Here is a 25671-nt window from a genome sequence, read left to right as displayed (position 1 = left end):
AGCGCGTGGGTGAGTTCGAGCTGATCCGCCGATTCTTCGCCTCCGCCGCCTGTGCGGCCGGAGGCGAAGGCATTGCCCTTGGCATTGGCGACGACTGCGCCCTGCTGCAACTGCCGGCTGGCGAGCAGCTGGCGGTCTCCACCGACACCCTGGTGGCGGGCGTGCATTTTCCGGATGACGCCGACCCCTTCCTCCTTGGCCATCGTGCCTTGGCCGTTTCCGCCAGCGACCTGGCGGCCATGGGCGGCAAGCCCATCGCTTTCACCCTTGCCCTGACCCTGCCCGCCGCACGCGCCGACTGGCTCGACGGCTTCGCCCGTGGCCTCTGCGCCATGGCGAGCGGCTGCGGGATCGGCCTGGTCGGTGGCGATACCACTCGCGGGCCGCTGAGCCTGACCCTCACCGTCTTCGGTCGTGTGCCTGTCGGCCAGGCACTGACCCGCGCCGGTGCGCGTCCGGGAGACCTGCTTTGCGTGGGTGGCAGCCTGGGCGATGGCGGCGGCGCATTGCCGCTGGTGCTGGGCGAGCTGAAGCACAACGGGCCGGAAGCGGATTACCTGCTGCAACGCTACTGGGCGCCGCAACCTCAACTGGCCCTCGGCCAGGCGCTGCGCGGACGTGCCACCGCCGCGCTGGACATCTCCGACGGCCTGCTCGCGGACTGCGGCCATATCGCCGCCGCGTCGGGCGTTGCACTGTGGGTGGATGCGGACAAGCTGCCGCTGTCTGCCGCCCTCGAAGGACTCTTTTCCAGCGAATTTGCACGCAATTGTGCGCTGTCCGGTGGCGATGACTACCGGCTGGCCTTTACCCTGCCCGCCAGTGAGCTGGCCGCCATCCTGGCGGATTGGCCGGAAGTGGCAGTGATCGGTCGCGTGGAAGTCGGGCAGGGTGTGCACCTGCTGGACGCCGCCGGTATCGAATTGCAGCCGCCGGCCCTGGGCTATCAACATTTCGGGAGTCAAGGTGACTGATCGCGAATCGGCCACGCCGCAACCCATCCCCCACTCGGTGTGGAGCAATCCCTGGCATTTCATCGCCTTCGGTTTTGGCTCGGGTACCTTGCCCAAGGCGCCGGGTACCTGGGGTTCGCTGGTGGCGCTGCCTTTCATTCCGCTCTGGCAGATGCTGCCGGATTGGGGCTACTGGCTGATGCTGGGGCTGACCATGCTGTTCGGCTTCTGGCTGTGCGGCAAGGTCGCCGATGACCTGCGCGTACACGACCATGAAGGGATCGTGTGGGACGAAATGGTCGGCATGTGGATCACCCTCTGGCTGGTGCCGGAAGGCTGGCACTGGCTTTTGCTGGGTTTCCTGGTGTTCCGCGTGATGGACATCCTCAAGCCCTGGCCTATCCGCTGGATCGACCGTCATGTCCACGGCGGCGTGGGCATCATGCTCGACGATGTGCTGGCGGGCGTCTTCGCCTGGCTGGCCATGCAACTCATCGTCTGGGGCGTGGCCTAGTCTTATAAGGACCCGTGGCCACGATGAGCGGGTAGAGGACGAGTCATGCGGAGTTGGTTCCTGGCGCTTCTGATCGGTTGCCTGCTGCTCCCCGCAGCATCGGCCGACGAGCTCCCGTCCAACGAAATCCACCTCGCCAGCGAGGTCTGGCCCGAGCACACCGAAGCGGACGGCAAGGGGCTTGGGTGGGACATCCTGCGCAAGGTCTACGAGCCCGAGGGCATCCAGCTCAAGATTCACTCCGTACCCTATACCCGCTCCATTGGCCTGGTGGAACGTGGTGAGGCCGACGCCTGGATGGGTTCATACCGCAATGAGGTGCAGAGCGCCTATTACCCGCGCTGGCACTACGATGCCGACCAGGTCACTGCACTCTCGCTGCGTTCCACCCCGGTGCCCACCCTCGCTACCCTCGGCCAGTACCGCCTGGCCTGGATTCGTGGTTACGACTACCAGGACTACCTGCCCAACCTGAAGCACTTCAAGGAAATCCAGCGGCGCAGCGGCATCCTCTCGATGCTCGAACTCGGACACGTGGATTTCTACATCGATGCCCGCACCGAAGTCGACGATGTGCTGGAGGGTTCCGCCGAGCCCGACAAGTACCGCATCACGCCGCTGATGCGCCTGCCGCTTTACCTGGGCTTCGCCGACACGCCGCGTGGTCGCCGCCTGGCGGACATGTTCGACCGCCGTATGGACGCACTGGTTGCCAGTGGCGAGCTTCGCCCGCTGTTCGTGCGCTGGAAGCAACCCTATGCCTTCGACAAGGAACTGGAGAAACCCCATGTCGCGCCCTGAGTTGTGTATCGCCGCCGTCGTGCTGGCGCTCGCCCCGCTGCTTGCCGACGCTACCCAGGTGCAGGTGGTCGGGCTGTTTCCCGGCGCCGCAGTGCTCAACGTCGATGGCCAGCGCAAGCTGGTGAAAGTCGGGCAGACCGGTCCGGGCGGCGTCCAGGTGATCAGCGCCGACAGCAAGGGCGCGGTATTGCGGGTCGATGGGGTTGAGCGCAGCTATGGCCTCTCGCGCGATTACAGTTCGTCCAGCGCCGACTCCGTGGGTTCCGGCAGCCCGCCGGCCCCCCAGAAAGCCCAGCTGAGCATTGCTCGCGGCAATAACGGCCACTACCAGGTGGCCGGCTCCATCGAGGGACATCCGGTGCAGTTTCTGGTCGACACCGGGGCCACCAGCGTCGCCATGAACGAGGGCCAGGCCCGTCGCCTGGGCATCGACTACCGGGTGAAGGGGCTGCCGATGAAAGCCAGCACCGCCGGTGGCACGGTCAACGCGTGGCGTGTGAAGTTCGATCGCATCAAGGTCGGTAGCCTCGAAGTGCTGGGCGTGGAAGGCGCGGTCATCGAAGGCGAAGCGCCGGTGGAGGTGCTGCTGGGCATGAGCTTCCTCAACCGCGTGCGCTGGCGTGAGGAGCAGGGCGTGCTGATGCTGGAGTCCAAGTTCTGAGGCGGCGTGCTTCGAGCCATTCGATACTTATCCCCAACTATTCAATCTGACGTGCCGGTTAGCGCTGCTGCTACAATGCCGGCCTTGCCAATTTCCAGGAGTTACACGGTGTCTGTCGTTTTCGTCGCCGCCTCCCAACTGCCCACTCCGTTCGGCGTGTTCACCATGCACGGCTTCCTCGATGAGGCCAGTGGCAAGGAACACGTTGCCCTGACACTGGGCGATGTGGCCAATGGCGGACCTGTCCTGGGCCGTCTGCACTCCGAGTGCCTGACCGGCGATGCCCTGTTCAGCCTGCGCTGCGATTGCGGCTTCCAACTGGAAGCGGCCCTGCGCGCCATTGCCGATGCCGGTTGCGGCGTACTCCTCTACCTGCGCCAGGAAGGTCGTGGCATTGGCCTTCTGAACAAGATTCGCGCCTATGAGCTGCAGGACGGCGGTGCCGATACCGTGGAAGCCAACGAGCGTCTCGGCTTCGGCGCCGACCAGCGCGACTACGCCATGTGCCAGCCGATGCTGGAGCACCTGGGCGTCACCGCCGTCAAGCTGATGACCAACAACCCCCGCAAGGTCAAGGCGCTGGAAAGTTACGGTCTCAACGTGGCTGAACGTGTGCCGCTGCAGACCGGCCTGAACAAGCACAATCGCAAGTACCTGGCGACCAAGGCGGGCAAGCTCGGGCACATGCTCGGCAATATGCACCAGGCGGAAGCCGAGTCGTGACCCGCAAGGAAGTCCGTCGCCGGCTGGCCCGAGCCTGGTGGCTCCAGGTGGGCTATACCCTGGTGCCGTTGTTCATCATGGGTTACCTGTTCGGTGACGGCGAGCCGGCATTCCCGGCTCTGCAGATGCCGCTGTTCATCGTCGGGCTGGCGTCCATGTTCCTCAGCCTGCCGCTGTTCGCCGGCTACAAGCGCGCCCTGGTGGCGACCGAAGCCGCCCTCGGCCGCGCCGAAGAGCCGGGTGCCTGGCAGGCGTTGGCCCGTCAACGCCGCAAAGCCTTCGTCGCTGCCGGCCTGCCGGCCTGGATCGCCGCGCTGGCAGTGCCCTTCGGGCTCAACGCCGTGGCCTTGGTCCTCCTGGCCACGAGCAGCCTGGTCATGCTCTACCTCTACCGAATCCCCCGCCAGCTCGGCTGATGCGCCGACTGCTCGCCTGCCTGCTGCTGTGCCTGGCGCTGCCTGCCACGGCGCAATTGCGGGTGGTCAGCCTGGCACCTTCCCTGACCGAAACCATGCTCGACCTCGGCGCCGGCGATCTGCTGGTGGGCGTGCTCGATGGCGGCGAGCGCCCGGCCATCCTTGCCGGCCTGCCGTCCGTGGGACGTTACGGCCAGCTCCAGGCAGAGAGCCTGCTCAGTCTCAAGCCCGACCTGGTGCTGCTGTGGCCGGACAGTGTCGGTGCTGCCGGCCGTGAGCAGCTGAAGAAACTCTCGGTGCCCCAATTGGTGGTTGAGCCGCGAGACCTGGCGCAACTGGCGCAGTCTTTCATCGAGATCGGTGAGCGCGTGGGCCGCGCCGAACAGGGCCGCCAACTGGCGGCGCGTTTCGAGTCGGAATTGGCAGCTCTGCGCCTGCGTCATCAACGCGTTACGCCGCTGAAAGTCTTCTATCAGGTGTGGGACAAGCCGCTGTACACCCTGGGCGGGCGTCAGATCGTCAGTGATGCGCTGAAGGTCTGTGGCGCGGAAAACGTCTTCGCCGACCTGTCGTTGCCGGCGCCGCAAGTCGGGATCGAGGCGGTGTTGCAGCGTGACCCGGCGGTGATCCTGGTGAGCGAGCCGGACCAGGCCAGGGCGTGGGCGTCCTGGCCGCAACTGGCGGCGGTGAAGAACAAGCAGGTCTGGCCCGTACCGGACCGAGGGCTGGAGCGCCCGAGTTTCCAGATGCTGGAGGCGACCGGAAAGCTGTGCCGGCTGCTCGATGCGGCGAGGTAGCTGAACGAGGTGAAGCCGATGGGTTTCGTACCTCAACCCATCCTACGATTGTGCCCCGGAGATGGCGCTGGGCCTCGTAGGATGGCGTAGAGCGAAGCGAAACCCATCAAAGTACGTCAACCCATCCTACGAAAGCGGCAGATATGCCTTTGTAGGATGGGTAGAGCGTAGCGAAACCCATGCTGTGGGAGCGAAGGTCAGAGCCCCAGCAATGCCAGGCGAGCGCGCACCGATGCTTCGATACCCGCCGCGTTCAGCCCGCACTCGGCGAGCATTTCCGCCGGCTTGGCGTGTTCGACGTAGTAGTCCGGCAGGCCCAGGTGCAACACCGGCTTGAGCAGGTTCTCGCGGGCAAGGAACTCGCTGACAGCTGCACCGGCGCCGCCCATCACGCTGTTCTCCTCGATCGTCACCAGCAGCTCGTGGCTGCCGGCCAGCTCGCGCACCAGCGCTTCGTCCAGGGGTTTGACGAAGCGCATGTCGACCACGGTGGCATCCAGGCTTTCGGCGACCTGCAGTGCCTCGGCCAGTTGCACGCCAAACACCAGCATGGCGACTTTGGAGCCCTGGCGACGTACCACGCCCTTGCCGATTTCCACGGGTTTGAGTTCACGCTCGATGACGGCGTTGGGGCCGCTGCCGCGCGGGTAGCGCACTGCCGCCGGACCTTCGAAATGGTGGCCGGTGGTCAGCAGCAGGCGCAGTTCGTTCTCGTCGCTCGGCGTCATCACCAGCATGCCGGGGATGCAGCGCAGGTAGGAGAGGTCGAAGCTGCCTGCGTGGGTCGGACCGTCTTCGCCCACCAGGCCGGCACGGTCGATGGCGAACAGCACATCGAGATTCTGTACCGCCACGTCGTGGATCAGTTGGTCGTAGCCGCGCTGGAGGAAGGTGGAGTAGATCGCCACCACCGGCTTGGCGCCGTCGCAGGCCATGCCAGCCGCCAGGGTGACGGCATGCTGCTCGGCAATGGCGACGTCGAAATAGCGGTCCGGGAAGCGCTCGCTGAACGCCACCAGGTCGGAGCCTTCCTTCATCGCCGGGGTGATGCCGACCAGGCGCGGGTCCTGCCCGGCCATGTCGCACAGCCACTGGCCGAACACGCTGGAGTACTTCGGGCCGGAAGGTTTCTTCGGCGCGGCCGGGGCGTCGATCGGTTCCAGCTTGGTAATGGCGTGGTAGCCGATGGGGTCGACTTCCGCCGGGGCGAAGCCCTTGCCCTTCTTGGTCACCACATGCAGGAACTGCGGGCCCTTGAGGTCGCGCATGTTGCGCAGGGTGGCCACCAGGGTGGGCAGGTCATGGCCGTCGATGGGGCCGATGTAATTCCAGCCCAGCTCTTCGAACAGGGTGCCGGGAACCAGCATGCCCTTGGCGTATTCCTCGGTGCGTCGGGCGATTTCCCAGGCGCCGGGCAGGCGCGAGAGCACCTTCTTGCTACCTTCGCGCATGCTCGCGTAGGTGCGGCTGGAGAGGATTTTCGCCAGGTAGTTGGACAGGCCGCCAACGTTGCGCGAGATCGACATGTCGTTGTCGTTGAGGATCACCAGCATGTCGGCCTGAACGTCCGATGCGTGGTTGAGTGCCTCGAAGGCCATGCCGGCGGTCAGGGCGCCATCACCGATCACTGCGATCGACTTGCGACTGGAGTCTTGCATGCGGGCGGCGATGGCCATGCCCAGCGCTGCGCTGATGGAGGTACTGGAATGGCCGACGCCGAAGGTGTCGTACTCGCTCTCCACGCGGCGCGGGAATGCGGCGACGCCGTCCTTCTGGCGCAGGGTGCCCATCTGCTCGCGGCGCCCGGTGAGGATCTTGTGCGGGTACGCCTGGTGGCCCACGTCCCAGACCAGCCGGTCGTCGGGCGTGTCGTAGACGTAGTGCAGGGCGATGGTGAGTTCCACCACACCCAGGCCGGCACCGAAGTGTCCGCCGGTCTTGCCGACGGTATAGAGCAGGTACTGGCGCAGTTCGTCGGCCAGGGTTTCCAGCTCGGCCTCGCCAAGCCGGCGCAGCTCATCCGGCGTCGCCGCGCGATCGAGCAGGGGCGTGACGGGGCGTTCGCGGGGAATCTCGTGGAACGTCGTGGGCATCAGGCTAATCGTTATGGGCAAAAAAAGATGGGCAAGTTTACCTGATGCACTCGTAACTGCCCAAACGCGCTGTCAGTCCGTTCGTACGGGCTTGTGTGATCGACTACGCCGGGTAATGGCGCGCCAGGAAGTCCAGCAGCAATGGATTCACCCGGTCAGGGCGTTCGTTCTGCAGCCAATGGCCGCAATCGGGCAGTCGGGTCTGCTCCACGCGCGGCACGAGGCTGGCCATGCGCTTGAGCGTGTAGGCCTCCAGATGCGCGACCGGATCGAGGTCGCCGACCAGGAACAGCGCAGGCTGCTCGACCTGCTTGCCCGCCAGCGGTTCGGTCTGTTCCCAGTTGCGGGTGAAGTTGCGGTACCAGTTGAGCGGTCCACGAAAGCCTTGCCGGGCCAGGGTGCGCCGGTAAACGGCAAATTCCTCGGCATCGCACCAGCCGGGGAGGGCGGGCGATTCGCTCAGGCCGTCCAGCAGGCCGGTATCGGCGGGCCTGTCGCGCAGCACCGCGTCGCCCAGGTCGCTCAGCAGCAGGCGCAGGCTGCGTTCGAGGTCAGCGTCCAGTTCGGCTTCGGCCACACCCGGTTCCTGGAAGTAGAGGATGTAGTTGAAGCGGCCGGCATTGGCCTCGCGCATGATCTCGGTGGCCGGGCGCTTGGGGCGGCCGCCGAAAGGCACCGACATGGCGCCCACCGCCGCGATGCGTTGGGGCTCCAGCAGCGCCAGGTGCCAGGCCACTGGTGCGCCCCAGTCATGGCCAATCACGCAGGCATCGGTCTGGCCGAGGCTGTCCATGGCGGCCTGGATGTCTCCGCAGAGGGTCAGCAGCGCATAGTCTTCGATCGCTTCAGGGGCGCTGGTCTCCCCATACCCGCGCATCTCGGGTATCAGCACGCGATAGCCGGCCGCTACCAGAGGGCCTATCTGCTGGCGCCAGGAATACCAGCACTCGGGAAAACCATGCAGCAGCCACACCGGCCGCCCTTCGGCCGGGCCGGCCATGTAGAGGCTCAGGGTGATGCCATTGACCGGCAGCAGGCGGTGTTCGAGTGGCGGCATGACGGGCTCCAATTCTTACCAGGTGTCGACGAAAGGGCGTTTCTTGCCCGCACGGTGCGCCGGCCTGGGGGCGGCATTCAATCCGCGCAGCAGCCAGGAACGGGTTTCCTGCGGATCGATCACGGCGTCGATCTCCAGGAAGCTGGCCATGTTGATGGCCTTGCCGTTCTGGTAGGCCTTGGCAACCATCTTGTCGAACAGGGCCTGGCGTTCGGCCGGGTCCTCCACTGCGGCCAGCTCCTTGGCATAGCCCAGGCGAACCGCACCTTCCAGACCCATGGCGCCAAATTCGCCGCTGGGCCAGGCGATGGTGAACAGCGGCGAATGGAAGCTGCCCGCCGCCATGGCCTGGGCGCCCAGGCCGTAGCCCTTGCGCAGGACCACGGTGAAGAAGGGCACCGAGAGACCGGCAGCGGCGACGAACATGCGCGAAACGTGGCGCACCGTGGCCTGCTTCTCCGATTCTGGTCCGACCATGAAACCGGGGGTGTCGCAGAGCGAAAGCATGGGGATGTCGAAGGCATCGCACAGCTGCATGAAGCGCGCGGCCTTGTCGCCGGCCTGGGCGTCGATGGCACCCCCGAGGTGCATCGGGTTGTTGGCCAGCAGGCCGAACGCCTTGCCCTCGATGCGGATGAAGGCGGTGACCAGCCCCGGCGCGAACTGCCGGCGCAGTTCCAGTACCGAGCCCTGGTCGGCCAGGGTTTCGATCAGTGCGCGGATGTCGTAGACCCGCAGGCGGTTTTCCGGGATGGCCTGGCGCAGCAAGCGCTGATCGGCGCATTGCCAGTCGGCCAGGTCGCCCTGGAAGTAAGACAGGTACTGCCGGGCCACCCGCACCGCCTCGGCTTCATCTTCCACCAGCACATCGATCACCCCGTTGGGGCCCTGGACGCTACTGGGGCCGACTTCTTCCGGTGCGAAGCTGCCCAGGCCGCCGCCTTCGATCATCGCCGGGCCGGCCATGCCGATGCTGGCGTTCTTCGTCGCGATGATCACGTCGCAGCAGCCGAGTAGCGCCGCGTTGCCGGCAAAGCAGCGGCCGGAAACCACGCCCACCAGCGGCACCAGGCCTGACAGTCGGGCCATGCCGACAAAGGTGTGGCAGTCCAGCCCGGCCACACCGACGAAATCCGAATCTCCCGGCCGGCCGCCGCCGCCCTCGGCGAACAGCACCAGGGGCAACCGCCATTGCTCCGCCAGGCCGAGCATGCGGTCGGTCTTCTTGTGGTTCATCACGCCCTGGGTGCCGGCGAAAACGGTGTAGTCGTAGGCGATGGTCATGCAGCGGGCGGCCTCGCTGCCAAACTGCGTGGCATTGACCGTGCCGATACCGGCCACCAGTCCATCTGCGGGGCTCTGTTCGATCAGCTCTTCCAGCGACCGGCGCCGGCGCTGGGCCGCCAGTGCCAGTGCGCCGTATTCGATGAAGCTGCCGTCATCCAGCAGGTCGTCGAGGTTCTCCCGGGTGGTGCGCTGACCGGTCTTGCGCCGTCGTGCCACAGCCTGCGGGCGACGCTCGTCGGTGGTGATGACGTGGCGCTCCAGCACTTCGGCAAGGTCGGCGCGGATGTGCGCTAGGTCGAGGCTTTCCTCGTTCTGCGCCGCATCACCGGCCACTTCCGCCGGTTCCAGGAACAGCAGTGGTGCACCTTCGAACAAGCTGTCACCGGGTGCCACGGCCAGTGCCCGGACGATGCCACCCTGGGCCGCCTTGACCACGAACTCCATCTTCATCGCCTCCAGCACTGCCACCGCCTGCCCGGCGGCGACGGCATCGCCCACCTGCACGTCGAGGCTCACCAGCACGCCCTGGCTGGGCGCGTTCAGCGGCACGCAGCCGGCAGGCGCGTCGGCTTGGCCGGCCTGGCTCTGGGTCGTGTTCGCGCCGCTGACGAAGAGGTGGGGATGGGCAGCCTGTTGCGGGGCCAGGAGCTGGCTGATTTCCCGCTCGATGAAACGGGTGTCGACGCCACTTGCCAGTTCGCCGTGACGCAGCAGGTTCTGCAGGAAATGGATATTGCTCGCCACACCTTCGAGGCGGAATTCACACAGGGCGCGATAAGCGCGGCGCAGGGCGGCGGGCAGGTCATCGCCCTGAACGATCAGCTTGGCTAGCAGCGAGTCGTAGCTGGGGCTGGTGGCGTACCCGGCGTAGCCATATCCATCGACGCGGATACCGGGGCCGCTGGGTGGTTCATAGGCGCTGATCAAGCCGCCGGCAGGTCGGGCGCTGCCGTCGGCCTGCATGCTTTCCAGGTTGATCCGCAGCTGTACGGCGAAGCCTCGCGGTGCGACAGGTTCCAGCAGGTCCAGTTCGGCCAGGCTGGCGCCGGCGGCGAGGCGGAGCTGCGCCTGGACCAGGTCAATGCTGGTGATGGCCTCGGTGATGCAGTGCTCGACCTGGACGCGCGGGTTGGCCTCCATGAACACGAAATCACCACGGTGGATATCCACCAGAAACTCAAACGTGCCGATACCGCGATAGCTCACGGCGGCGGCCAGGGTCAGCGCCGCATCGAGGATGCGCTGGCGCAGGTCAGCAGCCAGGTTGGGCGCGGGGGCGATCTCGACCACTTTCTGGTGGCGTCGCTGCAGGCTGCAATCGCGCTCCCACAGGTGAGTGACCTGTTCGCCGTCGCCCAGTACCTGGACTTCGATGTGCCGGGCGTTCTCGATCAGCCGTTCGACGTACAGGTCGCCATTGCCGAAGGCGGCGCGGGCCTCCGACTGGCAGCGCTCGAAGGCGTGTTCCAGCTCCGTTTTGTCGCGTACCGCGCGCATGCCGCGCCCACCGCCGCCGGCCAGGGCCTTGAGCATGATCGGGCCGCTTTCCAGCAGCGCGCCGGCTTCCTCCAGGGACGTGGCGCGACTGCTCCCAACCGCCAGCGGCAGACCGCAACGCGCGGCCAGTTCGCGGGCGCGGGCCTTGTCGCCGAACAGCTCCAGGGCCTCAGCCGAAGGTCCGATGAAGCGGATGCCGGCGGCTTCGCACTGGCGGGCGAAATCGGCGTTCTCGCTGAGGAAGCCGTAGCCCGGATGCACGGCGTCGCAGCCATTCCTGAGCGCCACCTCCACCAGTTGGGCGGCATCCAGATAGGCCGCCGCGCCCCGGCCCACGAGCGGTACCGCGAGGTCGGCCTTGCGCAGGTGCAGGGACTGGCTGTCGTCCTCGGCGTACACCGCGACGCTGCGGATGCCCAGTTCGGCGGCGGCGCGGGCGATGCGGATGGCGATTTCGCCACGGTTGGCGATCAGCAGGGACTGGATGGCTGTGGTCACGGCGAGGTCCTTGGCGTGCAATCCAGTGATCTTAGGCAGCGTGGGCCAATCGCCGCAGCCAACTGTGTCGCGACGAATACCCACCACTCATGGCGGATGATGATCCAGTGACATGGAATGTCCGAATCGGCCCTTGTGGCAGCACGTTGCCCTGCAGTATCTGTGGCGCCTCCATTTCATCCACAAGGACCGTCCATGAACGAGCTGCTGCACAGCCTGGACTGGGTGCTGCCCCTGCGCAGCGACACGCTGACGCCGGTAATGCGTTTCTTCACCCTGTTGGGCTACGAGAAGTTCATCCTGTTCTTCCTGCCGCTGGGCTACTGGGCCTGGAACCGCGGGGTCTTCCTGCGCCTGCTGGTGCTGGTGGCCGTGACTGCGCTGATCAACGCCTGGCTCAAGGACTACTGGCAGGACCCGCGTCCGGACATCGCCCTGCGCATGGACCATGAGGTGGGCGACAGCTTCGGCCTGCCCAGCGGCCATGCACAGATCGCCGTGGTGATCTGGTTCTGGTTGGCCTTCGAACTGCGCCGCGCCTGGGTTTGGGCGGTCAGTGGCGTGGTGGTGACGGGAATCATCTTCAGCCGCCTCTACCTCGGCGCCCACGATGTGGAAGACGTGCTGGGTGGCTCGCTGCTGGGCATCGGAACCTTGCTGCTGTTCGCCCAGGTGCGGCACTGGAACTGGTGGCGCGAGGCTCATGGGCTTTGGCACCTGGCGCTGATCCTGCTGGTATTCCTCTCCGCCTGGCTGAGCTGGCCGGGTGTCGCACCCAGCTATGTGCCGCTGCTGGCGGGGCTGATAGTCGGTGTGCTGTGCGGCTATCGCCAGATGGAGTTCTCCGCCGAAGTGGCGACCTGGCGGCGCCTGCTCGCCGCCGTCATTGGTGCGGTGAGCTTCATCCTGCTGCAGAAGGCGCTCAAGCTCGCTGGCGCGGCCTGGCCGCTCGACCCGCAGCTGTGGCAAGGGCTGCGTGGATTGGTGATGGGCCTGTTCGTGGCCGCGGCCATGCCCTGGGCTCTGGTTCGCCTGGGCCTCTTGAAGTCGGTCGACAAGCCAAAGGTCGAAGCACTCGCCGGGTCGGCCGCCTGACGGCGGGCTGTGCCAAATTCGGCATCGGGGGAGGGGAATAGGGCCAAGCGGGAGCGGGGCATCCGGGCCACTGTAGCGGCTGGCTATAGAGGAGAGATGCCCCATGATCCACATGACCCTGGAAGACGTCCGCCAACTGGTGGAAACAGTGCTGCGCCGCCATGGCTTCAGCGAACCCCATGTGCAGGCGGTGGCGGCGACCATCCTGGCTGGCGAGCGCGACGGCTGCACCTCTCACGGGGTGTACCGCCTGCCCGGCTGCATCGGCACCCTGCGTGCGGGCAAGGTTTCGCCCGATGCCGAACCCGAGATCTTCGACAGCGCGCCGTCCGTGGTTCGGGTGGATGCCCATGGCGCCTTCGCCCAGTGTGCCTTCCACGCCGGAATGCCCTTGCTGGTGGAGAAGGCCCGCACTCAAGGCATTGCCATCCTGGCGATCAATCGCTGCGTGCACTTCTCGGCCCTCTGGCCGGAAGTCGAACCGCTCACCGAGCAGGGCCTGGTGGCCCTGGCCTTCACCCCCAGCCATGCCTGGGTGGCCCCGGCCGGTGGCACCCGCCCACTGTTCGGCACCAACCCCATGGCCTTCGGCTGGCCGCGCCCGGGCAAACCACCCTTCATCTTCGACTTCGCCACCAGCGCCGCCGCCCGTGGCGATATCGATCTGCACCGCCGTGCCGGCAAGCCAATCCCACTGGGCTGGGGCATCGACCAGGACGGCCAGCCCACCACCGACCCGCTCACCGCGCTGAACGGCGCCATGCTCACTTTCGGCGGCCACAAGGGCTCGGCCCTGGCGGCCATGGTGGAGCTGATCGCCGGGCCGATGATCGGTGACCTGACCAGCGCCGAGTCCCTGGCCTTCGATGAGGGCACGAAGTCGTCGCCCTATGGCGGCGAACTCATCATCGCCATCGATCCGCAGCGCATTCTGGGTGCCGAAGCGGCGCAGCACCTGCAACGCGCCGAGGCGGTGTTCGAGGGCATCACCGGGCAGGGCGCGCGCCTGCCGTCGCAGCGCCGCTTTGAAGCGCGGGTGCTCAGCGAGCGCGAGGGGGTGAGGATTCCCCGTGCGCTCTACGAGGAGATCAGCGCGTTACTGGAATGAGGCAGGGCGCCGCCGCTCCCCCCGGTCAGTTGCGTACCGCCGAGGTTTCGCTGATCCGGGGGCTGGCGGCCTGCTCGAAAACCTCGTCTGCCCATTGATTCAGACTCTTGCCGGCTGCCTGGGCTGCGATGGTGGCGGCGGCATGCACTTCCGGGCGAATGCGCAACATCACTTTGCCGGACGCCGGTTTGTCTGGGCTGACACCGCGTTCCGCACAGTCCTCCAGATAATCGTCCACCGCCAGATGGAACTGCGTACGCAGTTCCGCAACCGACTCTCCCTGAAAGCTGATGATGTCGCGGACGCCCAGCAAGCGGCCGACGAACAGGTCATCGCGCTCGTCGAAATCGATGCGAGCGGTGTAACCCCTGTAGGTCATGCTGTTCATGGTTCAACTCCCGCTCGCTGCAGGAATTCGCGAGCTTCTTCCACTTGGTATCTCTTCGCCTCTTTCCCCGGATGCGGGCGATGGCAGCGCCATTGCACATCGCCCAGCACCAGCCGCACACGGGAACCCTCACGCTCCAGAACTTGCCCGCCGAGGTGGAGGACCAGCGCTTCGATGTCGGAGAACACCAGGGAGGCGCTGGTGGGATTACGGAAGATGGCCTGGAGCGTTTTTCGATGTCGGCTCTGCATGGCGTTGGAATGATAGCAAAGAGAGATATCAGGTGATCGGGTCGGTCGCGGCCTGGGGGAAGGCGCTGGTGGAATGGATGCAACGCTAGCAATTGAAGGGCAGCGAGACTTCGCCTGCTTGGCTCGTGTCGCTGTGGGGCGAGGGCGAAACTGAAGTAGGACGCCGACCACAAAGAAGCCCCGGCATGGCCGTAATGCTGTCCACATAAGAACGCCGCTTATCCCTCAGCGGGTAAGCGGCATTCCTGGTTTCTGCACCGGGGAAGCACTGTAGGAGCCAGCTTGCTGGCGAATTGGGCGATATCTCGGAAAGCTTCGCGAGCAAGCTCGCTCCTACAACAACAGCTACACCCCATTGGTGGTGCCTGACTGAACAGCATCAGGCACAAGGTCGGGGGGCTACCTACTGGCGGCCGGGCGACTTTTCGTCGCCCGGCGCTTGCCTCAGAGGCCCACGTCCGGCAGTTGCGGACGGTTGGCCAGGGCCTTGGCCATGATGCGTTCCACGTGCTCGCGGTCGGCGCCTTGCAGGGCCAGGCGCGGCGGGCGGGTCAGTGCGCTGCCGCGACCGGCGATTTCCTCGCAGAGTTTGATGCACTGCACCAGGTCCGGGCGGGCGTCGAGATGGAGGATCGGCATCAGCCATTCGTAGATCGGCATGGCTTCGGCGAAGCGGCCCGCTGTGGCCAGGCGGAAGATGGTTTCGCCTTCCTTCGGGAACACGTTGGACATGCCGGAGATCCAGCCCTGGGCGCCGACGGCGATGCTTTCCAGCACCACGTCATCGAGGCCGGCGAAGAGGATGAAGCGATCGCCCACTTCGTTGCGCACGTCGATGAAGCGGCGGGTGTCGCCGGAGCTGTCCTTGAAGCAGACAACGTTCTCGCAATCGGCCAGGGAGATGAGGATGTCCGGGGTGACGTCGTTCTTGTAGATGGGCGGGTTGTTGTAGACCATCACCGGCAGGTCGGTGCTCCTGGCCACGGTGCGGAAGTGCTCGGCGGTTTCATGGGGCTTGGAGGAGTACACCAGCGCGGGCATCACCATGATGCCGTCAACGCCGACCCGCTCCACCGCCTGGGCGACCTTGCAGGCGCCAGCGCTGGTGAATTCGGCGATGCCGCAAATGACCGGCACTCGGCCGCCGGAAGCATCCTTGGCGACCTCGGTGACGGCCATTTTTTCTTCGATGGTCAGCGAGGTGTTTTCGCCGACGCTGCCACACACCACCAGTCCGGATACGCCGTCGCGCACCAGGTTGGAAATGACCTTGTGGGTCTCCTCCAGGTTCACCGAGAAATCGCTGTTGAATTGGGTGGTGACGGCGGGGAAGACACCGCTCCAGTTGACGTGCTTGCTCATGGGTAACTCCATTTCAATGGATGGGGCCGGCTCGCTCACGGGAAACGCAGGCAAGCCGAAACCGTTCGCGCCTGCGGAGGCGGACGCCGGGGTGGATCAGGGGTGTTGTTGTGCAGTGCTCTGAGCGGCTACTTCGGACTGATGCCCTCACGAGCACGCGGCCAGGTGTCGGAAAGCCGGTAGCCGTCCGGCCAGGGGTCGCCGGGGTCAAGCAGGTGCTGGTGAATGCCGGTGATCCAGGCTCGGCCGCTGATGCTCGGGATGATTGCCGCGCGCCCGGCGACCTCGGTCAGTGCCTCGATCCGGCAATGGAATTGCGAGCCGATGATGGAGCGGCCGACAAAGGCTTCGCCCAGCCCCAGCTGACCCTTCGCGTGCAGCACCGCCATGCGCGCCGAGCAGCCGGTGCCGCAGGGGGAGCGGTCGATCTTGCCCGGACGGATCACCACGGCGTTGGCCGCACCGGCCACGCCCTGTTCACGCTCGACGGGCGCCGCGATCTGGCAGAAGGAGATGTGGTCCCAATCCGGGTTGAGCGGGTGGACGAACCCCAGCTGCTCATTCGCCGCGTGGGTGATCTTCAGGCCGGTGGCCACCAGCTCGGCGGCTTCGTCGGCGGTCAGGGCAAAGCCCAGCTTTCGGGCGTCGGCGATGACGAAACTGTCGCCGCCGTACGCGGTATCCACTTGCAGGGAGCCGATGCCTTCCACTTCGATCCAGGCGTCCAGCTTATCGGCGAAGGAGGGCACGTTGCGCACGGTCACGCGTTCGGCCTTGCCATCGCGGCAGTCGGCGGTGACCTCGATCAGCCCGCCGGGCGCTTCCAGCACCAGGTGGGTCTGTGGCTCGGTCATCGGCAGGATGCCGCTATCCAGCAACACGGTGGAGACGCACAGCGAGTTGGAGCCGGACATGGGCGGGGTGTCTGCTGGTTCCATGATGATCCAGGCCATCTGCGCCCGTGGGTCCTTGGCCGGCACCAACAGGTTGACGTGGCGGAACACACCGCCGCGCGGTTCGTTGAGGACGAAGTTGCGCAAGACTTCATCCTGGGCGATCCAGCGCGACTGTTCCCAGAGGGTCGCTCCGGGTGGCGGGGCGACACCTCCAACGATCACGTCGCCCACTTCGCCTTCGGCGTGACAGCTGACCACGTGGATGATTTTCGAGCTGCGCATGTCAGTTCACCGATTTCAGGAAGTCTGCGGTTTCGGGTAGTTGCGGCGCGCCGATCACTTGCTCCGGCGAGCCGATCTCATGGATGCGACCGTTGCGGAAGAACGCCACGCGGTCCGACACATCGCGGGCAAAGCGGATCTCGTGGGTCACCAGCACCATGGTCATGCCTTCGGCGGCGAGCATGCGCATGGTGTCCAGCACCTCGCCCACCAGCTGCGGGTCCAGCGCCGAGGTGGCTTCGTCGAACAGCATGTAGTCCGGCGACATGGCGAGTGCGCGGGCAATCGCCATGCGTTGCTGCTGGCCGCCGGAGAGCTTGCTGGGGAAGACCTTGAGCTTGTCGCCCAGGCCCACGTGGGTGAGCTGGCGCACGGCGATTTCCTCGGCCTCTTCGCGGCTCTTTCCGAGCACCTTGCGCGGAGCCAGCATCACGTTTTCCAGGACGGTCAGGTGCGGGAAGGCATTCCACTGCTGGAAGACGATGCCGATCTTCTGCCGCAGCTTGTTCAGGTTGGTACCCGGGGCATGGACCTCGGTGCCGTCGACGCGGATCTGCCCACCCTGGATCGGCTCCAGACCGTTGATGCACATCAAGAGGGTCGACTTGCCGGAACCGGAACCGCCGATGATCGAAACCACCTCGCCCTTGTTCACCGTCAGGCTGACGCCCTTGACCACGTCGAGTGCGCCGAAGGATTTGTGCACGTTGTCGATCTCAATCATTTTCCTGCCACCTTTTTTCCAGCTGGGTGCCCAGGCGGGCGATAACCAGGCTCATGACGAAGTAGATGAGGCCGGCGATGCCGAGCACGAACAGGGGCTCCTGCAGCCGGGTGACGATGGTTTGCGAGGCGCGCAGCAACTCGATGATGCCGATCCACAGCACCAGCGAGGTGTCCTTCATGACCGCCAGGGTCAGGTTGATCCAGCCGGGGAAGGCGACGCGCGTGGCCATGGGCAGGACGATGTGCAGCAGGTCCTGGGTGTGGCTCATGCCCAATGAACGGGCTGCGCGACGGGTCGACTGCGGCACGGCCAGCACGCCGCCACGGACGATCTCCGCACAGTAGGCCGTGGCGTAGGTGCCGAGCACCACGCAGGCCACGGTGAAGGCCGACCAGTCCAGTTCGATGATGGTCTTGAAGGCGTTGAGCAGGACGAACTGGATCAGCAGCGGCACGCTGCGGAACACGTCCAGCACCCAGGCCAGCGGCAGGCTGGCGCGGGGCAGCAGGGCGCGGATCAGGCCACAGATAACGCCCAGCAAGGTGCCGATCAGCATGGCCCAGGCGGTCAGTGTGAGGGTCGTCCAGGCACCCTGGAGCAGGAACTGCATGTCGTTCCAGGTAAAGCTCGAGCTATACATGCCGGACTCCTCAGTAGCGGAACAGACGCCAGGCCATCAGCCGTGCCCCGAGGACGATCAGCTTGGCGAGGGCGAAGTAGAGGACGGCGGCCAGGGCGAAGTACTCGAAGGTGCGGAAGGTCTTCACGTTCAGCGCCTGGGTGACACCGGTGAGGTCACTGGTCATGCCCACCACCACGCCGAGCGAGGTCATCAGCAGCGCCCAGACCATCTGGTTGGTCAGCGGGTAGAACACCACCCGCAGCAGCTGCGGAATCACCACTAGCCGGTAGGTCTGGAACGCGCCCATGCCCAATGAGCGGGCCGCGCGCATTTGCGTATGGGGCACGGCGTTGAGTCCGCCTCGGAAGGTTTCCGCCAGGTAGCCGGCGTTGTTGAAGGTGATGCCGGCCAGCAAGGCGGCCCAGGAGCCCATGTGCAAGCCGAAGGCGCCCAGCCCGAAGTACAGGATGTAAACCTGGAACAGCGCCGGGGTATTGCGTGCAATGGAGACCCAGGCCATGGCGACCGCCTTGACCGGGCGGCTACCGGATTGCTGGCCAAGGGCGAGGCCGATGGCGATGGCCGTGCCGAGCAGCATCGAGAGCACGGCGATCTCGAGGGTCACCAGTGCGCCTCCGAGCATTTCCGGCAAGGCCAGGAAGGCGGATCGCCAGTGGAAGGTGTAATCGAACATCCGAAACTCCTCTGTGGAGCCCGGCCGGTGGTGACGCCACCGGCCAGGTCCTCGCGCTTAGCGGTAAACGCCGTTGGCGGTCAGCACCGGAGCATCGCCGCCGACCCACTGGGTGAAGAGTTCCTGGTAGCGGCCGGAGCGCACCTGGTGATTGACGAAGAGGTTGAGGTAGTTGAGCAGGCCGTACTCGTTGCGCTTGGCGCCCAGGGAGACGTAGTCGATGTCGTAGGGCGCGGTGCCGGCGATGGTCAGGCCCTGGTACTTGCCGGACTTGATCAGCGAGGAGGCGACGGTGGAGGTCACGGTGGTGGCGTCGATCTGCCCCTGGCTCAGGGCGAGCACGGCGTCGGCCAGCGACTGGTAGGCGTGGAAGGCGCCCTTGTTATCGCCCCATTGCTTGACGTCCTTTTCCAGGGCAATGGCTTCGTAGGTACCCGCCGGGCCGCCAACGGAGCGGCCCTTGAGGTCGTCGTAGCCCTTGATACCTGCGTTATCTCGGGTCAGTACCACCATCTGGAACGCGAAATAGGGGATGGTCAGACCGACCGTCTTTGCGCGTTCCAGGGTGTCGGACGTCGAGGCGACGATGATGTCGGCGCGGCCGGAAACCAGAGCGGGAATACGGTCGGGGAACGGCGTTTCGACCACTTCGGCCTCCACGCCCAGGGTCTTGGCGAGGTCCTTGCAGTAGTCGACATCGAAGCCTGCCGGGGCGTTGTCCCCGTCACGGAAACCCATGGGCGGGAAGTCCAGCGTGACCGCGCAGCGCAGCTTTCCGGATTCGATGATGTCGTCGAGTTTGTCGGCCTGGGCGGTGAGCGCCAGGGTCGAGCCAAGTACAGCACTGAGCGTCAGGACAAGGGCTTTATTGTTGTTCATCGTGGGCCTCGTAAGTCGTGTGTGTTGGTACTGCAGGTGGTTGTAAAGGGTGTCGCTTTCTCCCGGTACGGCGTTTTTCGGCTGGGCTCCTGAGGTCGAATCGATGGCTCAAGCGTCGCCCTTGTGGACCGGTTGCGGCTTGATGGATTTCCGTAGGGGTCATGACGAAATCAGCACAGCGACGTTTTCGCCGGACGAGCGCGAACAGGCATGGCGCGCGAGGCGGCCATGCCGATGGCTAGAGCGGGAGAGCCGAGCGGATCAGCCGCGACAGGTGTCGCGGTATTGGCTGGGGGACAGGCCGGTGAGGGCCTTGAACTGGCGACTGAAGGCGCTGTGGTCGGTGTAGCCGCAACTGAGCGCGATTTCGGTGATGGGAAGGTCGCCGGCAAGCAGCTGGCTGGCGGCGCCGAGACGGGCCTTGTGGATCATTTGCCGTGGGGTGATCAGGAAGATGCGTTTGCACAGTCGCTCCAACTGGGCGACCGAGAGCCCCGCGATGGCGGTCAACTGCTCCAGGCTGACGGGCTCGGCGTAATGCTCACGGATGTAGGCGTCCACCGCTGCCAGCCGCTGATAGGCGGGGTGGCTGGATTGTGGGGCCTGCAGGTCGTAGGAAATACCCGCCATGCCGATCACCCGCTGCTGCATGTCCCGCAGTGCCAGCTTGTGGGTCAGGCACCAGCCGGGCTGCCGGCCGGGATAGAGGTGCAACTCCAACTGGTCGCTGAGTGGCTCGCCGCCATCCAGCACGCGGCGGTCCTGCTCGGTGTAATGCGGCCCGAAGCGCGTGGGGAACACCTCCTCGGCCGTGCGCCCGAGCAGGGCATCCTTGTTCTTCAGGCCACAGCGTTGGGCCAGGGTCTGGTTGACCAGCACATAGCGCGCCTGCGGGTCCTTGATGAAGAACACCACGTCGGGCATGGCATCCAGCAGCGGTGCGATCTGCTCCAGGCTGTCGAGCAGCGTGGGGAGGTTGCGGGCGGAGGGAAGGTGTTCGAGCTTCATGACGCACTGTGCCTCTGTCGACGTTGTCATCCTACAAGGTCAATCCACCCCTCGGGCCTGCTTTTCTGTGGGGGCGATTTCAATCGCCAAGGGCCGCGCAGCGGCCCCGTAGGTTGGTCCGAGCGCAGCGAGGCCCAATCGGCCCGGCATCAGCCGCGAAATGTTGGGTTTCGTTCCTCGCGGAGCGCCGCCCGACCCAACCTACAAGTGCCGCCGAATTCATTCGCCAAGGTATGCGTGGATCATGCTTTACCGGTATGCGATCAGCCCTCCGATTCCAGAGACGCCAGTGTTTCGATTCGCGCCGGCGATAGCGGCGGACGTGGCGCGGGGGGCGTCCAGCCGAACAGGAACTGGCCGGCAGCGCCACATACCCGCCCCTGGCAAGCTCCCATGCCGCAACGGCTGTGCAGCTTGGCGTCGGTCCAGTTGCCGCGGTTGGCCAGTTCGGCGAATGGCACGTCTTCGCAGCGGCAGACCAGGGTATCCGGTTGCGCCAGCGCCTTGAGCTTTGGATCGAGCGCAAAACCTCGCGCCAGCGCGTCGGCGAAGCCCTGCCAACGGTGCCGTTCCGGCCGGAGCGCACGGGCCAGGTCACGCCTGCCGATGGCGGCATGACCGGCGATGGCTCCCTCGACGAGGGCCAATTCGCTGCCGCCGAAACCTGTGCATTCACCGGCGGCGAAATGATCTTCCAGGCTGCAGGCCTGCCATTCGTCCACGGCGATGGCCCGTTGCTCCACGCGGCACCCCAGCAACTCGCCGAGCTGGGTGTTGGGAATCAGGCCGAAACCGCAGGCAAGGCGATCGCACGGGATTTCCACCACCTGGGTGCCCTGTTGCAGGCGCACGGCTTCGAGGCGCTCGCGTCCCAGGGCGGCGAGCACATGACTGGACGGGCGGTAACCGAAATCCAGCAGTCCCACGGCTTGCATGGCCTTGCCCGGCCAACGCAGCAGGCGGGCGGAAAACCCGGCCAGGGCCGTGAGTGAGGCCTGCTCGGCCACGCGCAGAACCGAGGCGCCGACACTGCGGGCGGTCGCTGCACTGGCCAGCAGCAGCGGACCGCTGCCAGCAATGATGATCCGTTCTCCCTCCACGGAGAGGCCGCCCTTGACCAGCGCTTGCAGACCACCGGCACCGGTAACGCCGGGCAGCGTCCAGCCGGGAAACGGCAGCAGCAGCTCGCGGGCACCGGTGCAGAGGATGAGTTTGTCGTAGGCCAGCGTCCAACCGCGTTCGGCGTCTTCCAGCAGCAGTCGCTTGGTCCCGGCCAGGGCGACCACGCGGGTGCCGCTGAACACCTGGACGTTGCCGGCTTCCGCCAGGGACCGGCGCAGCGTCCGGGCCTTTTCGGGCAGGTGCGCCTGCGGTCCGTCCCGCCATATCTGGCCGCCGGGGGCCGGGTTGTCATCGATCACGGCAATGCGCGCGCCACTTGGGGCGGCAGCCAGGGCCGCCGCCATGCCAGCGGGTCCGGCGCCGATGATCAGCAGGTCGACTTTCATGCTTGCGTCTCCACCCGCATGCCTGCCTGGCACAGGGTCTGGCAGGCCAGGCGTCGCTGGCCGTCGATGGTCACCCGGCACTCCTGGCAGATGCCCATGCCGCAGAAGGGCGCTCGGCGCTGGCCGCTGACCGAGGTGCGGCAACTGCCGTCGCCGCATCGGGCGAGCGCGGCAGCCACGGTGGTGCCCGCCGTGACGAGCACGCTGCGGCCGTCCAGGCTGAGTTCGATCATCCTTCTGCTCCTGCCGCGAGCACGCGGGAAAAACGCTCCAGGCCGTAGGCAGCACTGGAAAGGGGAGGGCGTTCGTCGAGCAGCCCGGCCGCCAGCAGCCGTGCGGTAGCGGGTGCCGTGGTCACGCCCAGCCCCTCATGTCCGACGGCTAGCCAGAGACCTGGCTGTTCGGGGTGCTGGCCGATGATGGGCAGGCCATCCGGTGTGGCGGCGCGAAAGCCGGTCCAGCAGCGAATGGCGTTGAGGTTGCCAAGGCCCGGCAGGTACTCCAGCGTCCTGGCCAGCATGCGGCCGAGGACCGGACCTTCGATCCGGGGATCGAGCGTGTCGAACTGGCGCGACGAGCCCAGCAGGATCTGCCCGGTAGGTCGTGGTTGTGCGTTGAAGGCCACCGATGTCCCGCTGTTGGCATGGGCGCTGCTGGCATAGCCCAGCTCCACCAACTGGTGATGGATCTGGCCGGGGTAGCGGTCGGTAATCAGCAGATGACCCTTCTTCGGCGCAATCGGCAGACCCGGACATAGCGCTGGCGCCTGGATGCCGTTGGCCAGAATCACCGCACCGGCGTCGAGTTGGCGACCATTGTCCAGGCGCACACGAGAACCTCGGATGGCGCTGACCCGGGCACGCTCGCGAGTGATGGCGTTGCCCCCCAGGTGGAGCAGCCACTGGGCGGTGTTCGGCGCGTAGAGAATGCCGTCGCCACCGACTCTGAGGGCGCCCTTGAGGCCCGGATGCAGCATGGGCTCCATGGCCTGGAGCCGGTTCGCGTCGAGCATCTCGCAGGCGATCCCTTGCTCGCCGAGGGTGGCGGCCTTGCGTTCCGCTTCGTGCATCTCCGCCTCATTGGCCGCCAGCCACAGGGTGCCGCAGTTGCGATAGGCGCAGGTGTCATCAAGCCGAGCGGTCCACTGCCTCCAGAGGTCCAGCGAGTAGCTGCAGAGCGCCAGCTCTGCCGGGCTGTCGTCCATGGCCACCAGATGGCCCATTCCGGCGCCGGTGGCGCCACCCTGGCCGCTGTCCAGGACCAGCACCTTCATGCCGCGTTGGGCCAGCTCATAGGCGCAGGCACTACCGACGATGCCGGCGCCGATGACGATGACGTCGGCTGTCACAGGCGAATGCCCCAGGCAAACGGATCGTCTTCTTCCAGCAGGAGAGTGGCTTCGGCACTCATGTGGGCGCGGCCGCGAATGGTCGGCACGATGCGACCGCCTTCCAGCCACTCGAAGCGCCCCTCGAACTGGCTGCCGATGACGCTCGCCTGGCGCCAGGGGTCGCCTGCGGCCAGTTTGCCGTCGGCCGCGAGGCAAGCCAGCTTGGCGCTGGTGCCGGTGCCGCACGGGGAGCGGTCGTAAGCCTTGCCCGGACAGAGCACGAAATTTCGGCTGTCGGCATCGGCGTCCTCCGCGAACAGCTCGATGTGGTCGATTTCGCCACCGTCCTCGCCGCGAATACCCTGGTCCTCCAGGGCCTGCTTCACGGCGCAGGTATAGGCGGTGAGGGCTTCGAGGTTGTCACTGGCCACCCGCTGGCCGTGCTCGGCGATCAGGAAGAACCAGTTGCCGCCCCAGGCGATGTCGCCGACCACCTGGCCGATGCCCGGCACTTCCAGATGGACGTCCTTGCGGTAACGGTAGGCCGGCACGTTGCGCACGCTGACCGAACGATCCTCGTGCAGCGTGGCTTCCACCGTGCCGACCGGTGTTTCTATGCGGTGAATGCCAGGCTGGATGCGCCCCAGATGGGCCAGCGATGCGACCAGGCCGATGGTCCCGTGGCCACACATGCCGAGGTAGCCGGTGTTGTTGAAAAAGATGACTCCGGCACAGGCGCTCGAGTCCTGCGGTTCGCAGAGCAGGGCACCCACCAGCACGTCGCTGCCACGAGGTTCGAGCACAGCGGCGGCGCGCCAGGCATCGAATCGCTCGGCGAGAACGCACCGGCGTTCAGCCATGTTTCCCCGGCCAAGGTCAGGGAAACCGTCGATTACCAGGCGGGTAGGTTCACCGCCGGTGTGCGAATCGATAACGCGGATGCTCTTCATGGACGCCTTCCCCTGCTGTGGAAATTTCCTGGCAAGGGTGGCGCCGCAGGAGCCTTGGCGGCTTGAGGGATTTCATTTCGGCCCGTGACGAAATCGGCACAGGCCGGATAGGGCGGTCAGCTGCGCCGTTCGACGATGTAACGCGCCAGCGCGCGCAACGGCTCGGCGGCATCGCCCAGATTGGCGGTGGCGCGCAGGGCCTGGTCGCGCAGTTCCAGCGCATAGGCCTTGGCGTTATCGAGGCCGAGCAGGGAAGGGTAGGTGGGCTTGTCGTGGGCCTGGTCCTTGCCCTGGGTCTTGCCCAGGGTGGCGGTATCGCTCTCCACGTCGAGGATGTCGTCCTGCACCTGGAAGGCCAGGCCGATGGCGCGGGCGTAGATGCGCAGCGCCGCCAGGGAGGCAGGGTCGGCACGGCCGCTGGCCAGGGCACCGAGGCGCACGCTAGCTTCGATCAGCGCGCCGGTCTTGTGCCTGTGCATGGTTTCCAGTGCAGCCTGATCGAGCTTCAGCCCTACCGAACCCAGGTCGATCGCCTGGCCACCCACCATCCCGGCGGGACCTGCGGCCTGACCGAGGCTGGCGATCATCGCCAGGCGGGTTTCGGCATCGTGCGGATTGCGTTGGGCGTCGGCCAGCACTTCGAAGGCCAGCGCCTGCAGGCCGTCGCCGGCGAGGATGGCGGTCGCTTCATCGAAGGCTATATGGGTGGTGGGCTGGCCACGACGCAGATCGTCGTCGTCCATGGCCGGCAGGTCGTCATGCACCAGGGAATAGGCGTGGATCAACTCCACCGCGCAGGCGGCGGCATCAGCGCGCGCCACATCGCCACCTAGCGCTTCGCAGGCCGCGTAGACCAGCAACGGGCGCACACGTTTGCCGCCGTTCACCACGCTGTAGCGCATGGCCTGGTAGAGACGTTCCAGCGGGGCGAGCGGAGCGATGAACAGCTCGGCGAGGGCCGCGTCCACGCGTTCCTGGCAGCGGGCCTGGTAGCCGGAAATCATGCTTGCTCGTCCGCGTCGAAGGGCGCTTCTTCCAGCTGGCCATCACGCTCCAGGAGGATCTGCACCTTCTGCTCAGCCTGGTTCAGGGAGGCCTGACATTCGCGTGTCAGGCGGATGCCCTGCTCGAAGGCACTGAGGGAGTCCTCCAGCGAAAGCTCGCCGCTTTCCAGGCGTTCCACCAGGGTCTGCAGTTCGGCGAGGGACTGTTCGAAATCGGGGGCGGCTTTCTTGCGGGCCATGTTGCTGTCTCGCGGAGGTCGAATCGGGCGC

At 66.1% G+C, this 25671-nt stretch carries 27 protein-coding genes; 9 read left to right on the top strand and 18 right to left on the bottom strand.

Going from position 1 to position 25671, the window contains the following annotated elements:
* Positions 1 to 5 precede the first annotated feature (5 nt).
* The 7 genes from thiL to E8E95_RS17615 all read left to right on the top strand — a co-directional run bounded on the left by thiL (position 6) and on the right by E8E95_RS17615 (position 4865).
* Entirely contained in the window at positions 6 to 974 is a 969-nt protein-coding gene (gene thiL / locus E8E95_RS17645) for a thiamine-phosphate kinase (protein WP_280352315.1), read from the top strand.
* Positions 967 to 1467, top strand: coding sequence for a phosphatidylglycerophosphatase A (locus tag E8E95_RS17640; RefSeq protein WP_280352313.1), 501 nt, complete (start codon positions 967 to 969; stop codon positions 1465 to 1467). The genes thiL and E8E95_RS17640 overlap by 8 nt, the downstream gene beginning before the upstream one ends.
* A gap of 45 nt (positions 1468 to 1512) precedes the next feature.
* Positions 1513 to 2268: a transporter substrate-binding domain-containing protein gene (locus E8E95_RS17635; RefSeq protein WP_280352311.1), complete on the top strand. Its 756-nt coding sequence runs from the start codon at positions 1513 to 1515 to the stop codon at positions 2266 to 2268.
* Positions 2255 to 2929, top strand: a complete 675-nt coding sequence (locus E8E95_RS17630; protein ID WP_280352309.1) for a TIGR02281 family clan AA aspartic protease — start codon at positions 2255 to 2257, stop codon at positions 2927 to 2929. Before E8E95_RS17635 ends, E8E95_RS17630 begins: the two co-directional genes overlap by 14 nt.
* Positions 2930 to 3037: 108 nt before the next feature.
* Positions 3038 to 3652, top strand: coding sequence for a GTP cyclohydrolase II (ribA, locus tag E8E95_RS17625; RefSeq protein ID WP_280352308.1), 615 nt, complete (start codon positions 3038 to 3040; stop codon positions 3650 to 3652).
* Positions 3649 to 4068, top strand: coding sequence for an MFS transporter (locus E8E95_RS17620; protein ID WP_280352306.1), 420 nt, complete (start codon positions 3649 to 3651; stop codon positions 4066 to 4068). The genes ribA and E8E95_RS17620 overlap by 4 nt, the downstream gene beginning before the upstream one ends.
* Positions 4068 to 4865 carry a cobalamin-binding protein gene (locus E8E95_RS17615; RefSeq protein ID WP_280352304.1) on the top strand — a complete coding sequence of 266 codons (798 nt, stop codon included), beginning with the start codon at positions 4068 to 4070 and terminating at the stop codon, positions 4863 to 4865. Before E8E95_RS17620 ends, E8E95_RS17615 begins: the two co-directional genes overlap by 1 nt.
* 197 nt (positions 4866 to 5062) lie before the next feature.
* Here the strand turns inward: E8E95_RS17615 and dxs are convergent, their stop codons facing one another.
* From dxs to E8E95_RS17600, 3 genes are all read right to left on the bottom strand, one after another.
* The gene (gene dxs / locus E8E95_RS17610; protein WP_280352301.1) at positions 5063 to 6958 is read right to left on the bottom strand and encodes a 1-deoxy-D-xylulose-5-phosphate synthase; all 1896 of its coding nucleotides are present in this window, start codon (positions 6956 to 6958) and stop codon (positions 5063 to 5065) included.
* Positions 6959 to 7061: 103 nt separating this feature from the next.
* On the bottom strand, positions 7062 to 8015 hold the full coding sequence (locus E8E95_RS17605) for an alpha/beta hydrolase (protein WP_280352299.1): 954 nt from the start codon (positions 8013 to 8015) through the stop codon (positions 7062 to 7064).
* Between the two features lie 15 nt (positions 8016 to 8030).
* On the bottom strand, positions 8031 to 11297 hold the full coding sequence (locus E8E95_RS17600) for a carboxyl transferase domain-containing protein (protein ID WP_280352297.1): 3267 nt from the start codon (positions 11295 to 11297) through the stop codon (positions 8031 to 8033).
* Between the two features lie 195 nt (positions 11298 to 11492).
* Here E8E95_RS17600 and E8E95_RS17595 point away from each other — a divergent pair, with 195 nt between their 5' ends.
* On the top strand, positions 11493 to 12392 hold the full coding sequence (locus E8E95_RS17595; RefSeq protein ID WP_280352295.1) for a phosphatase PAP2 family protein: 900 nt from the start codon (positions 11493 to 11495) through the stop codon (positions 12390 to 12392).
* A gap of 103 nt (positions 12393 to 12495) precedes the next feature.
* Complete coding sequence (locus tag E8E95_RS17590; protein ID WP_280352292.1) at positions 12496 to 13500, top strand: Ldh family oxidoreductase; 1005 nt, start codon at positions 12496 to 12498, stop codon at positions 13498 to 13500.
* A 25-nt stretch (positions 13501 to 13525) separates the two neighbouring features.
* Here the strand turns inward: E8E95_RS17590 and E8E95_RS17585 are convergent, their stop codons facing one another.
* The 15 genes from E8E95_RS17585 to E8E95_RS17515 all read right to left on the bottom strand — a co-directional run bounded on the left by E8E95_RS17585 (position 13526) and on the right by E8E95_RS17515 (position 25640).
* Entirely contained in the window at positions 13526 to 13888 is a 363-nt protein-coding gene (locus E8E95_RS17585) for a type II toxin-antitoxin system HicB family antitoxin (RefSeq protein ID WP_280352290.1), read from the bottom strand.
* Positions 13885 to 14139 (bottom strand): type II toxin-antitoxin system HicA family toxin, encoded by a 255-nt coding sequence (locus E8E95_RS17580; protein WP_280352288.1) that lies wholly within the window; start codon positions 14137 to 14139, stop codon positions 13885 to 13887. The genes E8E95_RS17585 and E8E95_RS17580 overlap by 4 nt, the downstream gene beginning before the upstream one ends.
* 444 nt (positions 14140 to 14583) lie before the next feature.
* A complete protein-coding gene (locus E8E95_RS17575) occupies positions 14584 to 15501 on the bottom strand; it encodes a dihydrodipicolinate synthase family protein (RefSeq protein WP_280352286.1) in 918 nt (305 codons plus the stop codon).
* Between the two features lie 128 nt (positions 15502 to 15629).
* Positions 15630 to 16679: a proline racemase family protein gene (locus E8E95_RS17570; RefSeq protein WP_280352284.1), complete on the bottom strand. Its 1050-nt coding sequence runs from the start codon at positions 16677 to 16679 to the stop codon at positions 15630 to 15632.
* 1 nt (position 16680) lies between these two features.
* A complete protein-coding gene (locus tag E8E95_RS17565) occupies positions 16681 to 17403 on the bottom strand; it encodes an amino acid ABC transporter ATP-binding protein (RefSeq protein ID WP_190826601.1) in 723 nt (240 codons plus the stop codon).
* Positions 17396 to 18046: an amino acid ABC transporter permease gene (locus tag E8E95_RS17560; protein WP_280352281.1), complete on the bottom strand. Its 651-nt coding sequence runs from the start codon at positions 18044 to 18046 to the stop codon at positions 17396 to 17398. Before E8E95_RS17560 ends, E8E95_RS17565 begins: the two co-directional genes overlap by 8 nt.
* Before the next feature lie 10 nt (positions 18047 to 18056).
* Positions 18057 to 18722, bottom strand: coding sequence for an amino acid ABC transporter permease (locus E8E95_RS17555; protein WP_190826605.1), 666 nt, complete (start codon positions 18720 to 18722; stop codon positions 18057 to 18059).
* 57 nt (positions 18723 to 18779) lie between these two features.
* Positions 18780 to 19601, bottom strand: a complete 822-nt coding sequence (locus tag E8E95_RS17550) for a transporter substrate-binding domain-containing protein (protein ID WP_280352276.1) — start codon at positions 19599 to 19601, stop codon at positions 18780 to 18782.
* A gap of 261 nt (positions 19602 to 19862) precedes the next feature.
* Complete coding sequence (locus tag E8E95_RS17545; RefSeq protein WP_280352274.1) at positions 19863 to 20609, bottom strand: AraC family transcriptional regulator; 747 nt, start codon at positions 20607 to 20609, stop codon at positions 19863 to 19865.
* 263 nt (positions 20610 to 20872) lie between these two features.
* Positions 20873 to 22117 carry an FAD/NAD(P)-binding oxidoreductase gene (locus tag E8E95_RS17540; protein ID WP_280352272.1) on the bottom strand — a complete coding sequence of 415 codons (1245 nt, stop codon included), beginning with the start codon at positions 22115 to 22117 and terminating at the stop codon, positions 20873 to 20875.
* A complete protein-coding gene (locus tag E8E95_RS17535; RefSeq protein ID WP_280352270.1) occupies positions 22114 to 22350 on the bottom strand; it encodes a (2Fe-2S)-binding protein in 237 nt (78 codons plus the stop codon). The genes E8E95_RS17540 and E8E95_RS17535 overlap by 4 nt, the downstream gene beginning before the upstream one ends.
* Complete coding sequence (locus E8E95_RS17530; RefSeq protein ID WP_280352269.1) at positions 22347 to 23465, bottom strand: FAD-dependent oxidoreductase; 1119 nt, start codon at positions 23463 to 23465, stop codon at positions 22347 to 22349. The genes E8E95_RS17535 and E8E95_RS17530 overlap by 4 nt, the downstream gene beginning before the upstream one ends.
* Positions 23462 to 24397, bottom strand: a complete 936-nt coding sequence (locus E8E95_RS17525) for a 4-hydroxyproline epimerase (protein WP_280352267.1) — start codon at positions 24395 to 24397, stop codon at positions 23462 to 23464. Before E8E95_RS17525 ends, E8E95_RS17530 begins: the two co-directional genes overlap by 4 nt.
* A gap of 116 nt (positions 24398 to 24513) precedes the next feature.
* Positions 24514 to 25401 carry a (2E,6E)-farnesyl diphosphate synthase gene (gene ispA / locus E8E95_RS17520; RefSeq protein ID WP_280352265.1) on the bottom strand — a complete coding sequence of 296 codons (888 nt, stop codon included), beginning with the start codon at positions 25399 to 25401 and terminating at the stop codon, positions 24514 to 24516.
* Positions 25398 to 25640: an exodeoxyribonuclease VII small subunit gene (locus tag E8E95_RS17515; protein WP_179061839.1), complete on the bottom strand. Its 243-nt coding sequence runs from the start codon at positions 25638 to 25640 to the stop codon at positions 25398 to 25400. The genes ispA and E8E95_RS17515 overlap by 4 nt, the downstream gene beginning before the upstream one ends.
* Between the last annotated feature and the right edge of the window lie 31 nt (positions 25641 to 25671).

Source organism: Pseudomonas sp. BN414, from assembly GCF_029871275.1.
Lineage (GTDB): Bacteria > Pseudomonadota > Gammaproteobacteria > Pseudomonadales > Pseudomonadaceae > Metapseudomonas > Metapseudomonas resinovorans_C.
This window is presented reverse-complemented; position numbering and strand designations above follow the sequence as displayed.

Coding starts and splice junctions, on each gene's coding strand:
- E8E95_RS17635 (WP_280352311.1), top strand. CDS start 1,513: ATGCGGAGTTGGTTCCTGGCGCTTCTGATCGGTTGCCTGCTGCTCCCC.
- E8E95_RS17630 (WP_280352309.1), top strand. CDS start 2,255: ATGTCGCGCCCTGAGTTGTGTATCGCCGCCGTCGTGCTGGCGCTCGCC.
- E8E95_RS17615 (WP_280352304.1), top strand. CDS start 4,068: ATGCGCCGACTGCTCGCCTGCCTGCTGCTGTGCCTGGCGCTGCCTGCC.
- dxs (WP_280352301.1), bottom strand. CDS start 6,958: ATGCCCACGACGTTCCACGAGATTCCCCGCGAACGCCCCGTCACGCCC.
- E8E95_RS17605 (WP_280352299.1), bottom strand. CDS start 8,015: ATGCCGCCACTCGAACACCGCCTGCTGCCGGTCAATGGCATCACCCTG.
- E8E95_RS17595 (WP_280352295.1), top strand. CDS start 11,493: ATGAACGAGCTGCTGCACAGCCTGGACTGGGTGCTGCCCCTGCGCAGC.
- E8E95_RS17590 (WP_280352292.1), top strand. CDS start 12,496: ATGATCCACATGACCCTGGAAGACGTCCGCCAACTGGTGGAAACAGTG.
- E8E95_RS17585 (WP_280352290.1), bottom strand. CDS start 13,888: ATGAACAGCATGACCTACAGGGGTTACACCGCTCGCATCGATTTCGAC.
- E8E95_RS17580 (WP_280352288.1), bottom strand. CDS start 14,139: ATGCAGAGCCGACATCGAAAAACGCTCCAGGCCATCTTCCGTAATCCC.
- E8E95_RS17575 (WP_280352286.1), bottom strand. CDS start 15,501: ATGAGCAAGCACGTCAACTGGAGCGGTGTCTTCCCCGCCGTCACCACC.
- E8E95_RS17570 (WP_280352284.1), bottom strand. CDS start 16,679: ATGCGCAGCTCGAAAATCATCCACGTGGTCAGCTGTCACGCCGAAGGC.
- E8E95_RS17565 (WP_190826601.1), bottom strand. CDS start 17,403: ATGATTGAGATCGACAACGTGCACAAATCCTTCGGCGCACTCGACGTG.
- E8E95_RS17560 (WP_280352281.1), bottom strand. CDS start 18,046: ATGTATAGCTCGAGCTTTACCTGGAACGACATGCAGTTCCTGCTCCAG.
- E8E95_RS17555 (WP_190826605.1), bottom strand. CDS start 18,722: ATGTTCGATTACACCTTCCACTGGCGATCCGCCTTCCTGGCCTTGCCG.
- E8E95_RS17550 (WP_280352276.1), bottom strand. CDS start 19,601: ATGAACAACAATAAAGCCCTTGTCCTGACGCTCAGTGCTGTACTTGGC.
- E8E95_RS17545 (WP_280352274.1), bottom strand. CDS start 20,609: ATGAAGCTCGAACACCTTCCCTCCGCCCGCAACCTCCCCACGCTGCTC.
- E8E95_RS17540 (WP_280352272.1), bottom strand. CDS start 22,117: ATGAAAGTCGACCTGCTGATCATCGGCGCCGGACCCGCTGGCATGGCG.
- E8E95_RS17535 (WP_280352270.1), bottom strand. CDS start 22,350: ATGATCGAACTCAGCCTGGACGGCCGCAGCGTGCTCGTCACGGCGGGC.
- E8E95_RS17525 (WP_280352267.1), bottom strand. CDS start 24,397: ATGAAGAGCATCCGCGTTATCGATTCGCACACCGGCGGTGAACCTACC.
- ispA (WP_280352265.1), bottom strand. CDS start 25,401: ATGATTTCCGGCTACCAGGCCCGCTGCCAGGAACGCGTGGACGCGGCC.
- E8E95_RS17515 (WP_179061839.1), bottom strand. CDS start 25,640: ATGGCCCGCAAGAAAGCCGCCCCCGATTTCGAACAGTCCCTCGCCGAA.